The sequence below is a fragment of the Streptomyces sp. NPDC003032 genome (genome assembly GCF_053591415.1).
The window spans coordinates 24,054-36,197 of sequence record NZ_JBSFTT010000025.1; the positions used below are offsets into that span (position 1 = coordinate 24,054).

The following is a 12,144-nucleotide window of genomic DNA, read 5'->3' on the forward strand; positions in this document are numbered from 1 at the left end:
CAGGCACGAAAGAGAGCAGAACATGGGGATCAAGGACAAGGCACTGACATTCAGCAGGAAGTTCAAGCTCGACTCGCACCACGCGATCGAGCGTTTTGGGGTGTCCTTCGGCATCTTCGCGGTCACGGGCGCGATCGCAATCAGCGCATCGGGGGCCTCGGCGTACCAGGCGGAGCGGGACTCGCTGTCGCAGACGGCGCTGTACACCAGCGACTTCAAGACGTCGAAGACGAATCTCGACGGCACCGTCGACGGGATCTACACCAACGAGAGCGGCAACAAGGCGCTCGTGATGATGCACTTCAGTCCGACCGCCCAGATCTCGTACAACGCCGCGGACTACAGGGCGTTCCTGCTCGGGTCGGACACCTCGCTGAATAGCGAGCCGGTCAGCACCAGCGGGATCAAGGGCTCCTTTTACGCCTTCGGTTCGACCGGCTACATCGGGGTCCTCCTAAACGCCGACCGACCCTTCGACCGCCAGGTGTTGAACCTGACGGTCCGTGCGAACGCCGAACTCACCACGCCCGGAGCCGAGCAGACGCAGAGCAGCGGCAAGCTGGCCGGCGACGAGACCTTTTCCAAGTACGACCAATGGCGGGTCTTCTTCAACCCCGGCGCGTCCGGGGTCCAGAAGATCGCTGCGCTCGACGCCCTGGCCTTCGACCCGGCGCAGGCCTACTACGAGGTCGCGCTTAAGGAAAAGGAGGCCGAGGCCAGGGGTGCCCTGGACCAGAAGCTCGTCGAGATGCGCACGAATCTGACGCAGATTCAGTCGTACACCTCCGACCTGCAGACGACGAAGATCGACGGCCTGTTCCTGCGTCCGCCGACCGTTCCGGTCTCGATCGCCACCGACAAGATCACGGGCGTCTCTGCGGCCGAGGCCAAGGACGGCGTCTCGACGCTGGCGCTGCAGACCAACCACGTCGCCCCGGGCGGCTTCGACCTCAACTGGCGTGCAGGCAACGTCTACGACGGCTACCTCGATGCCCTGGTGCCGGCCGGTCAGAGCTACACCCAGTTCTTCACCAAGAAGCGTGATGAGGGCTCGGATCCGACGAGCCAGCAGATCTCGGACATGCAGTGGCCCCTCTCGGACGGCACCAGCCTCATCGAGGATTACCAGTCCTCTGACGTGACGATGCGCCCTCTCATGAACATCATGAACAACCTTTCACAGGCGTATCAGAACTACTCCCGGAACAAGGCGCAGTACGAGTCGGATTTGTCGCTCGACTTGCTCCGACTGGACGCGAGCCTGCGGGACGTGCAGTCCAACAGCACCATTCGAGACGACAAGACGTTCCTCACCACGCTCCATTGAGTGCGGCAATGAAGTGACGCATCCCGTTACCTGGCATTGAGCCGGAAAGGAACGCGACATGGCCACCGACAAGCCGAATCGGAGTCTCAAGAAGGGGACGACGAAGGGTCAGCCGAGCAGGTCGGTGAGTCAGGGGATGCCCCGGCAGGGTCGCGGGACCAAGAGCTTCGGCCCCAAGGGAGGCATCGAGAAGCCTTCCACGGGCAAGACCAGAGTGCCCAAGCAGCGCAAGGCGGCCGGTGCCGCGAATGCCGGGTCGAAGAGCAAGCAGGGCATGAACGGCGTCGCCTGGAACATGGCCGGAGGCGCGGCCCAGAAGGCGATCGGGGGAGACGGCAACAGCGCGACCCGCCGTAACGCCGGGCGTTACGCAGGAGCTGCCGTCTCCGGTGCCGTGGCCGGCGCACAGGCTGGCGGGCTTCCGGGAGCCGCTGCTGGCGCGGCGAAGAACGTCGGCGTCGAGGGGGCCCAGGACGCGGTCAAGGGCGTGTCCAAGGTCATCGGTGGCAGCCCGGACGCCAAGCAGGCCGACCAGTGCGAGCTAGGTGCTGGCGGCACGGGCTACGAGCGTGGTGCGTCGAAGGACGACGAGGGCCTGGGCTCGAAGGCGGCCAAGGGCGTTGCCGTCGGCGGTGGCGCGGCTGCTGCTCCGCCGGTCATGGGTGTGATCACGGCCATGGCCTTCCTGCACTGGCTCAAGTCTATGTTTTTCGCCGCCATGGCGATGGCCGTCAACGGCGGAAAGTTGCTATGGACGATCATCGTCAACATCGCTAAGGCGGTTGGTCATGCGATCGCTGCGCCGTTCATGGCGCTCGGCAGCTTCATAGCCAAGGGGGTCGGCGCGTTCCTGGGTGTCGCTGTCACGGCGATTGCCCCTGTAGCGGCATTAATGTCGGGTGCCGTCACGATGACCGCCATCTTGGCCACGCTGGGCCCGGTTCTCAACTCGACGACGCTGGCAGAAGGCAGCATCAACGCGAACGGGACGGCGTGCGTCGTCAACGCGGGTAGCGTCGGCGACGGTTCCGGGGCCACCGTCCCGGCGGGCATGGAGAAGAACGCCAAGGAGATCTACTCGGTGCTCAGCAGCTGGGGGATGCCGAAAGAGAACATCGCGGGCATCCTCGGCAACTGGTCGCAGGAGTCCGGGATCGACCCGACGAGCGTGCAGAACTTCCCCACGGGGACATATGCCATGACCGCCGGGAAGGCCAGCGCCGCACAGAACACGGACAACGGCATCGGTCTCGGGCAGTGGACGTTCGGCCGCAACACGTTGCTGCGCCAATACGCGAAGAGCAACGGCATCGACTGGTTCATGATTAAGGCCCAGTTGGCCTTCATGATCGATGGGGACAACCCGGGCGATGTCACGGTCTTCAAGGGCATGCTCAAGACGTCGCAGGGCTCCCCGCGTGCGGCCGCGCTGCACTTCCACGAGAACTGGGAGCGTTCGACTGACGGCGCGGCCGGGCTCACCGCACGAGGTGACAACGCCGAGATGTGGTTCGGCAAGATGAGTGGCTGGTCGGTCGACAGCTCGATCGTGGGCGGTGTCGAGAACATCGTCGGCGGGATCATCGAGAACATCGTTAACGGCATCAACACGATCCGGAGCAACTGCAGCACCAAGGGCGGTACTTCTGTCTCATTGAAGGACGGCGGGATGACCCAGGAAGAGGCTCAGGCCCTCGTCGACCTCTTCAACAAGGAGGGTGACAAGTTCCTCGACGACCGCTACGGCGACCAGGGTGGTCCTGGCTCGTGCGGACGCAACCATGCTGAGAACTGCGTGTCGTTCTCGACCTACTTCGTGAACAAGTACACGACGTTCCAGACCTACCCGGCCGGTGACGGCAAAGAGACTGCGTACACGATCGCGAGCGCGACCGGCAAGCAGTTGTCCTCGACACCGACGCCGTATTCGGTGGGTTCCGGCCCGGGCTCCGGTCCTGCTGGCCACACCCTCGTGGTGCTCGGCGTCCGGGGCGACAAGGTCATCCTCGGCGAGGCCGGCTACTGCGCCTACATGGGCCGGGTCCGTGTCGACAGCGCGGCGCGGATGGCGGCCGAGGGTTGGAAGTTCGTGGACATGTCGAATTCGATGCTCCCCTCCGGCGAGATCAAGACGGTCTGATGCGCTGTATCTGATCTGGGAGTGAGAAGCCGGTGCCGGGCGATCTGGGCACCGGCTTCTTCATGCCCGGTACAGGCCCTGCGTGTCGGCGTCGTTTTTCGGAGCCACTATTGAATGGACTATGAGTCGGCCTCGAATACCTTTCGGGATAGACTTGAGTCGCTTATGGGCGTAACGTGGAGTGAGGAGTTTGTTCCGTGACGACAGTCCATGACGAGTCCGAGAGCACGGGCCCCGAGCGGGAGACCGGGGCGATGCCCGGGGAGAAGCCCGCGGCACCGAAGACGCGCAAGAAGGTCACCGGAGCTGAGCTCGAAGAGTGCTTCGCGGGCTGGACGATGCGCCAGCGCGAGAAGGTCCAGGTGCGCACCCCTGAGGACAACGCACGTTTGATCCGGCGCAGCGTCACCGCAGTGATGGGCGTCGGGATCCTCGCCCTGGTCGTCGCCACGGGCGTGGCCGGCGAGAGCTTCAAGGCGAGCACGGCGGACAACGAGGCCCAGATCGTCCAGCTCAAGGGGCAGCTGGATGATGCCCAGTCCACGCCCGTGGAGGCGGACGCCGGCGCGCAGTTGTCCAAGCTCACCGAGGCGGCAGCCGCCGACGCGAAGAAGGTCGCGACCGGGGAGCAGACCTTCGCCACGTTGCACCACCAGGCCAGCGTCCAGCCCAGCCCGAACAACGGGGCCCCGAACCAGGCCACGCTGGAGATCATCAAGCACCGCCGGGACATGGCCCCGCTGTTCAGCAAGCACTCCTTCCTGGTCAGTGACAAGGAGGCGTACAGCACCTCGTCGCTGACGCCGTTCGACGCGACCACCGAGATCGATCCGCGCCACGCCTGGTACATCCGCTACGACGGCCAGAACGCAGCTGCCCCGAGCACGTACGCGTGGAAGGTCGAGACGGTGATGCCCGACCTGAGCATGAAGAACGTCTCGGGCGTGACAAACCAGGCGAAGGTCGTCTGGCTGTGCCGGGACACGAAGAGCGGCGAGGTGCTCGCCTGGGCGAGCGCGCGCTACGTGCACAACGGCAGGACGGGGGCCTTCGACCACTTGGCGCTCGTGGTGACCGCCGCTGGGGCCCAGTACGAGAACCCCGCAATCAAGATGCCGGCCCGGCCCGGAGTCCGCGAACCCAGCGGCACGGGCGCACAGAAGAAGGGCGGGAGGCGATGACGGAGCAGACGGCAGCACCCACACGGCGGGGATTCTTCCGGCGCAACCTCCCGGTCCTGGTGACGGCAGCGGTCCTCGCGGTTGTCGCGACGGTTGCTGGCGCGACCTGGAGCAGCCTGCACGCGGCCCTGGCTGAGCAGGAAACCCGGATCAACGACGTCGAGGGACATCTGGCAGGCATCCAGAAGAAGAACGCCGAGCAGGTGAACGCGGACGTTACGGCGGCTATGGGGGTCAGCCAAAACCGGCTGAGCACCGACGGCGAGCGCATCAAGTCGCTGCTTTCCATGGCCTTCACGTGGGACTCGGGACAGAGCTACGAGGCGGCGCGCGAGAGCCTGAAGAGCCGGTTCGACCTCGCCGAGAACGAGACGTTCCTGAAGTCGTTCATGCCTCCGTCGAGGTTCAACGAGGACTCCCAGGGGCGGCGTTACTACTACATCGACACGGTCGGCCTGAACTCGGCTCTGGGCGAGGATCCGGGCATCGAGGTCGTCGATGTCAAGGCGGGCGTCTACACCTACGCCATCCTGGCCGACGTCGAGGTCACCTCCGACGCGGTGTCCCAGAACAAGGCGAGCAAAGCCAGTGTCACGGCGCACCGGCGCGCGCTGCTCTTCGTCACGGTCGACGCCCAGGGCAAGGTCTCGAATCTCTCCGGCGTCCCGGCGAGCGGCGAGACTCACTATTCCGGATGACTCATACCACCTTTCAACTCACCCTATTGATAGAGTCGCCCTGGTATTCGAGTGAAACGGCAAGTTGAGGACCAATGGCATCGACACAGACCGATGAGTCGAGTGGGGGCGCAGTGCGCAAGACGCGCTTCGTCGCGACGTCCGCGTCCTCGCAGGAGAGCACGGACACTCCTGAGCAGACGGATCCCGCGGGCGGTCTGCGCAAGCGCACCCTCGTGGCCGGCGTGAGCATGGGTGTGGGCGCACTGCTGTGCTTCGCACTCTCCGCGGGGTTCTCCGGCGGTCAGAGCGCGGTGATCGATACGGCTGCGCCGGAGGTCTCCTCTTTGCGGGAGCAGATCAGGATCACCGAGGCGAAGACGGCGGCGCTGCCGAAGGCCGACGACGCCGAGCGTGGTCTGACCGCGGCCCTGACGGCGGCTGGTCAGGTCGCGAAGCTGCAGAACGACTACCGCTACCTGACGCCCAGTGTGGCGGCAGACGGCGGCACGCTCGACACGGCGATGTCTCAGTCGACGCTGCGCAACCTCATCCCCTACTTCGCCCCGTCGGTGCACCAGGCGGACCTGGGGCCGTGGTACCTGCTCGCCAGTGACAAGGACGTGGTGGCCGGCGTCGGGATCCCGATGAGCTTCAACTCCGGCTTTGAGTGGGTCGCCCAGATGCCCTACCTGGTCAACGACGACAGCACCATCACGGTGACCTGGCTGGCAATGGAGACCAGTACCGGTGCGGGCGAGAGGCCGGCGGTGCTGGCCTGGGCCCGCGCCGATTACGACCAGGTCCGCAAGGCGTTCGTGAACATCCAGACCGGCATGACGGCCACCGGCGAGGCCCTGAAGCAGGAGGCGAAGACACCGTGAACGAGGAGATCAAGGACAAGCTGCTCCAGCACGCCGGGAAGATCCTGCTCGGCGGCACCGGGGCACTGCTCGCGCTCTCGGTGGTCACGCTCGGAGCCAGCCTGCTCAGCGACGGCCCGGCCGCGTCGGACACCCAGGCCGATGCGGTTGTTCACAAGCTCGGAGGCAACCTCGGCGACGCCCGGGCCAAGGTCGCAACGCAGCACACGGCGCTGCTGGTTCAGCTGCCGGGCGTGGACATCGAGCGGGTGAACCGTGACAGGGCGACGGGCCGGTCCCTCCTGCTCAGTTTCACGGACAGCTCGGTGTCGACCCGGACCGTCAAGGAGCAGCAGGTACTGCTCGACGCGCGCTACGCCTTCCTCGACCACAAGTCCCGGGTGCTCACCGAGTTCGTGCCGGAGTGGATGACGGCGGCCAGAGCCACGAAGGGCGCTGGGACGACGTACACGCTCGCTGATCTGGACATCGATGTGAGACGGGTGCAGGGCCTGAACTACTCCTACTCGGGGGTGGCCCGGCTCGATCCGGTCCGTGTCGGACCGGATGAGAACAGCGCTGCCAAGAGCGAGTTCGTGGTCTTCACCTACGCCACCTCTCAGAACGGCACGGTGACGTCGCTGGACGCCTACCGGGCCTCCAGCAAGACCCGCGACGCCCCCGCTGCCGCCAGCGAGGAACAGCCCACCCCCAAGCCGACCAGGTGAGCGAAGCGCCCACCGCTTCAGCACGCACCAAAGAAGACCCCGACGAGACGTAAGGACACGAACATGTCGACCCAGACCCTGGAGAAGACCGAGACGACCGCCCCGACAAGCACGACCGCGACGGCGAAGAAGACCACGGCGAAGCCCGTGAAGGAACAGAAGGACTCAAAGCTGCGCACCGGATGGCGGCGTCTGGCCCCGAAGAAGGAGACCGGCAGGTTCTCCGTCGTGGGGTGGGCGGGATTCTTCCGGGCCATCGTCCTTCTCGCCGACTACCTGTTGGCGTTCATCACGGCCATGGTCATCATCCCGCTGCTGGGCGCATGGCTGCACCAGCAGTCGGGCACATCCCGGGGTGCGCTCAGTGCGGACGGAAGCATCGCCATGTGGCTGATGCCGCTCCTCTTCCTGGTCGCACTGCTCGCCGCAGGCGAGATCGTCATGATGCGCGGCATGTGGCGCAGGGCAACGCGGATGATCGCGAAGATCCGGGACGCCCGTGGCGAGGCGACCGGGGCCGACGCCACGCCGAAGTCCACGACAAGGACCACCAACCAGAGTAAGACCAACCGCAAGAGGAGCAAGTGATGCGCACCGCAGGACTGACGATGAACGACGTATGGGCCCACCGTGTCCTGCGTGAACGAGGAGTGGAGACGTACCGGCTGGAGGGGGTGAACGCCGAGCTCGGCGTCATGGTCGAACTGCTCGACCTCAAACACCGGGGCAAGGAGGAGAACTACCGCCCGTATCTGCACATGACGGGCGAGCTGCGCTCGGTCACCCCGGCCAAGGCACTGCCGTTCGGCATCTCCCAGGTGACCTACTCCCCCGGCCAGGGCGAGAAGGTAGACGCCTTCTACGAGTTCGACAACCAGCAGCTGGTCGTGCTCGCCAGCAAGGGCTACTTCACGAGCGGCTTCGCCGTGCCCGAGCAGGTCACTGGGATCGAGTGGGAGCTGCCGGCCACGGCGGACATGCTCGTGCTCGCTCCGTCAGGGGCACAGACCGAAGACGATACGGCCGTGGTCTTCACCCAGATCCACGACATCGGGGGCTTGGAGATCGATCTCGAGTCCAGCGGCTACGACCTCGCCGACTACTTCGCCGACCACTCCAAGGACGGCGTCCCACGGGCTGAGGCTGTGGTCGATGCGCGCGGGCTGAAGGCGCCTTCGGACGCGATCAACTCGCTGTTTACCGAGGACGAGCTGGGCCTGGACACTGAGGTCAAGCAGGTCGTCGGAGCGCCCGCGCCTGAGGCAGCGCCGGTCGCTGACGGCATGAGCGCACGTCTGCAGCAGATCGAAGCGGAGATCGCCGCCGAACAGGAGCAGTACCAGACCGAGCGTGCGAGCACCGAGGGCACCACGGAGAACCTCTACCGGGAGCGCGTGGCTGGGGCTCTGCACCAGGCCGAGGAGCAGGAGGAGGTGTTCGCTCCCCCAGTTCCGGCCCGTGAGGCGCAGCGCGACCTGAACCTGGATCTCGACCTGGAGCTGGAGGAGCAGGAACAGGAGACCCGGCGACCTGAGCTCAAGCCCGCTCCGAGTCTGGACAAGCGCAAGCTCCAGGTGGCCCAACGTGCGGCCGATCTGGACTTCGGCGAGAACGGCGAGCAGAGCCTGGGGTCTTGAGGACGGATCAGGCATGACGAGCGCGCGGCCCCGGTTGCTGGTGGACAGCAGCCGGGGCCGTAGTGCGTCGGTACCGATGCCGGAAGGAGAGCGACGATGGGCCTGAAGCAGGACATCATCGTGGTGAACGAATTCAGCGTGCCGCTGCCCGGCGGCAAGGGATCACGCGGCGCGACGCCGGGCGACTACGTCACCCGGTACATGGCCCGCGAGCAGGCGACCGAGTCGCTGGCTCCCATCCAGCGCCTGCGCACCGACGACTTCATCATGCGCTACATGGCGCGGGAGTCTGCCGTCGAGCGCGCCGGCATCTCGCGGAGTGCGGCGAAGCATGAGATGCGCCAGGCCCAGGGCGACGGCGGCGTGGCCTTCGGCTACGGCTCGGTCTCACTCTCCGACGAGCAGCTGCGCGCGGCCGGCAACGACATCCAGCAGCACTTCGAGAACGGCAAGACCGTGCTCAAGACGGTGCTGTCCTTCGACGAGGAGTACCTGCGGAAGCACCGCATCATCGACGAGGACTTCCACTGCGAAGCCCGCGGCGACTACCGCGGCCACATCGACCAGATGAAGCTGCGCATGGCGATCATGCACGGCCTGGAGCGGATGAGCTCGGGCACCAGCGGCTTCGACGACCTGCGCTACGTCGGGGTCATCCAGGTCGACACCGAGCACGTGCACTGCCACCTGGCCATGGTCGACGGCGGCAGGGGCCAGGTGACGAAGAACGGTACGCAGCGCGGCAAGCTCCTCGACCGGCACAAGTTCAGGCTCCGCCGCGGTATTGACGCCTGGCTCGATGAGAAGCAGGCGGTGGCTCATCTCTCCAGCGCCGTCGGCTACGAGAGGCGCAACGTCACCACCTTCATCAAGCGGTGGGCGCACGAGCGGATCCGCGCCGAGTCCCTGCCACAGTTCCTGCTCGCCTGCCTGCCGGCAGACCGAACGTTGTGGCGCGCCGACTCGAATGACGCCCGCATGCGCAAGGCGAACCACCTGGTGACCGAGCTCGTGGAAGAGCAACTAGACCGTGCCGGGTCCCCGATGCCGGAGGCCATGGAACGCATCGTCGACTACGCCAACGAGCGCCGCGCGAAAGAGTCTCTGAGCACGGTGGAATGGCAGAAGCTGGTCGAGCAGGGACGTACGCAGATCATGGAGCGCGCCGTCAACGGCATCTACCAGATGCTGCGGGCCATGCCGGAGTCGGAGCTGCGGGTGCGCACGCCAATGCTCGAAGTCATGGGGATGGACTATCAGCAGATGGCGGTGCTCGCCGCGGACCGGCAGGGCGAAGACCAGCATACTGAGGCCGACTTGGTCTCCTTCGGCTTCAGACTGCGCAGCTACGCCTCACGCCTGCAGCACCACCGGGAGAAGGCCGGGGTCTACCGCGACCTCGCGCACCAGTGGGAACAGGCCGAGAAGGCCGACGTCGCCGCCGAGGACTCGCGCCCGCTCTACGACTTCTACCGCTTCGAGGAGAACTACCACCGGCGGCTGATGAGCAAGTACCGGCACTTCCTGCCCTTCCCCGGGGACGCCGGCCAGTGGTACGAGGAGCAGCAGGACGTGGCGACCTACGGTCAGCGGCTGCTCTCGCTCATGGCGCTGCGCGCGGATGCCTCCCTGCAGCGGATGAGGGACCCCGAGGAGGCCGAGAACCTGGGCCGGACAATCTACGATCAGCCCGGCGGCAGGCTCCTGACCGAGGGCAAGCGCGGCCGAGCGGTGCTGGACGCGCGCATCCGGACGATGAAGCAGTCCTATGACCAGAAGCTGGACAACCTGCGGGCCGATCTCGCTTCCTCCGACCTGGTGCTGCGCGTGGGGTCGAGCGCCGAGGATCAGGCGAGTACGGAGACCGACGCGGTCAGCACGGACTTCAAGATCGTCGTCGGTGCCGCGTATGACTTCGACGAGGTCAAGGCCCTGGACCTGAACCACCTGGGATACGACTTCGTCACCGACGTCGAGATCGGGCCGCACGCACACCAGACCTTCGTCGAGACGACCAGGGACCGCCGGCGGCTGCTGCTGGCGGCGATGGACTACCTGGACCAGTCCGGCCAGGCCGAGGCAATTCCCGATCTGCCGGTGGACGATGTCGCGGCGATGACACGGGTCTCCCGGAAGCTGGCACCTCAGCAGACAGACGAGGACTCCGGCACCCTCGTGTTGCGCTCCCGGATCGCGGAGCTGCGCGCCGGGCGCGAGCAGGTCGAGCGGATGCGACGGTCCAAGGCTTCGTCACTGGACGCCGACCTCGTCGTTCGGGTCCAGGCTCAGGTCGATCAGGCTGTGGCCGCAGCGGACGCCGGAATGGCATCCGATTCGCAGTCATCTCCCATCTCGATCGACTTTGAACGTGAGCAGAAAGATTAGTCGCAGGTCTTGTCGAGTGCTCTATGAGAGTATTAGCGTGAAGAGCGTTCAGCGGGGACTTAATGCCTTGTCTGGATGATGTGACTGATCGCGGTCGACTTGTCAGAGGGCAGTCGGAACAAGTGGAAGGAAGAGATCATGGCACTTCTCAGGGGCAAGGGCGCGATGACCGGAGTCAACCTCATCGCGAAGGTCTACAAGAACGACGTCACCAAGGACCGCAAGTCCCAGTACGCCGACGTCCAGCTCGATGCTCGAGATCCGCGCGGTCCGGAGCAGACGAACCTGCATCTGAAGTCCGATCGGGTTCAGGGTGAGGACGGCAAGGTCCGCTACAACAACGGCGCTCCGTACTCCACCGGCCAGATGGAGGAGATCGTCAAGGCCGCGGGTCCGAACACCGAGCCGATCCTGAACAAGGACGGCACCGAGGTCGGAACCATCTACGGCTTCAAGGGCAACGTAATGCCCGCGACGCGCGGCACTGGCCTGGTGGTTAACACCAAATCCGTCGAGGCCTCCGAGTTCAAGGTCGACGACAAGACGCTGGACAACCAGTTCGCGTCCATGCGCGCTGCCCACGAAGCACGGGCGGCAGCCAAGGAGTCGCAGGCTCAGGCCCCGGCCCCCGAGACCAAGCAGGAGCAGGCAGCCGAGGTCGAGGCCGAGGAGCCGGCGGTCGGCTGAGACCGAGTCAAGCCTCATTCGAAAGGCCCCTGGATGTCACTTGGCGAACTCGCCGTCGTCGCAAGCGGAATGCCTCGACATACTCGCGGCGCCGCTCCTTTCAGGGCGAGCAGCCCTCTCCGCAGGGCTGCCCCACAGACACACCGGCGCATCTCGTGTGCCGGTGTGTCTGTGGGGCAGCCCGGTCATCCCGAACCCCGACTGAGCAACGACATGAACCACAGCGTGATCGGCCCCAACCTGGAATGGCCAGCCATCCGTACCGGCCCGGGTGTGGCCTACAAGAAGAAGCGGCAGCTCGATTCGGCCGGCGAGTTCTACGTGCTCTGCTCCGCCAAGAACCGCTATGGCAACCGCTGGTACTACGGCGAATCCTTCTCCAGCGGCTCGTACGGCATGAAGGGCTGGGTCGCCGCCAGCTGGTTCTAGCACCACCGTGCGCCGCCGACGCGACTCGCCCCCAGACGCCGGTGTCCGACGTCGCGTTCATCGCCTGACCACCGACCTCTCGCCGTGTAC

11 protein-coding genes are annotated in these 12,144 nt (G+C 65.7%); all 11 read left to right on the plus strand.

Features of this window, described 5'->3' with window-relative positions; genetic code table 11:
• The first annotated feature begins 22 nt into the window (after positions 1-22).
• Positions 23-1,327, plus strand: a complete 1,305-nt coding sequence (locus tag ACWDZ7_RS29660) for a hypothetical protein (protein ID WP_451801161.1) — start codon at positions 23-25, stop codon at positions 1,325-1,327.
• A gap of 58 nt (positions 1,328-1,385) precedes the next feature.
• Positions 1,386-3,467: a phage tail tip lysozyme gene (locus tag ACWDZ7_RS29665; RefSeq protein WP_451801163.1), complete on the plus strand. Its 2,082-nt coding sequence runs from the start codon at positions 1,386-1,388 to the stop codon at positions 3,465-3,467.
• Between the two features lie 197 nt (positions 3,468-3,664).
• Positions 3,665-4,648, plus strand: coding sequence for a hypothetical protein (locus tag ACWDZ7_RS29670; RefSeq protein WP_451801165.1), 984 nt, complete (start codon positions 3,665-3,667; stop codon positions 4,646-4,648).
• A complete protein-coding gene (locus tag ACWDZ7_RS29675) occupies positions 4,645-5,346 on the plus strand; it encodes a hypothetical protein (RefSeq protein ID WP_451801167.1) in 702 nt (233 codons plus the stop codon). The genes ACWDZ7_RS29670 and ACWDZ7_RS29675 overlap by 4 nt, the downstream gene beginning before the upstream one ends.
• 113 nt (positions 5,347-5,459) lie before the next feature.
• Complete coding sequence (locus tag ACWDZ7_RS29680; protein ID WP_451801169.1) at positions 5,460-6,209, plus strand: hypothetical protein; 750 nt, start codon at positions 5,460-5,462, stop codon at positions 6,207-6,209.
• Positions 6,206-6,916: a hypothetical protein gene (locus ACWDZ7_RS29685; protein ID WP_451801170.1), complete on the plus strand. Its 711-nt coding sequence runs from the start codon at positions 6,206-6,208 to the stop codon at positions 6,914-6,916. The genes ACWDZ7_RS29680 and ACWDZ7_RS29685 overlap by 4 nt, the downstream gene beginning before the upstream one ends.
• 63 nt (positions 6,917-6,979) lie before the next feature.
• Complete coding sequence (locus ACWDZ7_RS29690) at positions 6,980-7,504, plus strand: hypothetical protein (protein ID WP_451801172.1); 525 nt, start codon at positions 6,980-6,982, stop codon at positions 7,502-7,504.
• Positions 7,504-8,553, plus strand: coding sequence for a hypothetical protein (locus tag ACWDZ7_RS29695; RefSeq protein ID WP_451801173.1), 1,050 nt, complete (start codon positions 7,504-7,506; stop codon positions 8,551-8,553). The genes ACWDZ7_RS29690 and ACWDZ7_RS29695 overlap by 1 nt, the downstream gene beginning before the upstream one ends.
• 96 nt (positions 8,554-8,649) lie before the next feature.
• Entirely contained in the window at positions 8,650-10,938 is a 2,289-nt protein-coding gene (gene mobL / locus ACWDZ7_RS29700) for a relaxase MobL (protein ID WP_451801175.1), read from the plus strand.
• 138 nt (positions 10,939-11,076) lie between these two features.
• Positions 11,077-11,625, plus strand: a complete 549-nt coding sequence (locus tag ACWDZ7_RS29705) for a hypothetical protein (RefSeq protein ID WP_451801176.1) — start codon at positions 11,077-11,079, stop codon at positions 11,623-11,625.
• Between the two features lie 213 nt (positions 11,626-11,838).
• The gene (locus ACWDZ7_RS29710; RefSeq protein WP_451801178.1) at positions 11,839-12,054 is read left to right on the plus strand and encodes a hypothetical protein; all 216 of its coding nucleotides are present in this window, start codon (positions 11,839-11,841) and stop codon (positions 12,052-12,054) included.
• Positions 12,055-12,144: the final 90 nt, after the last annotated feature.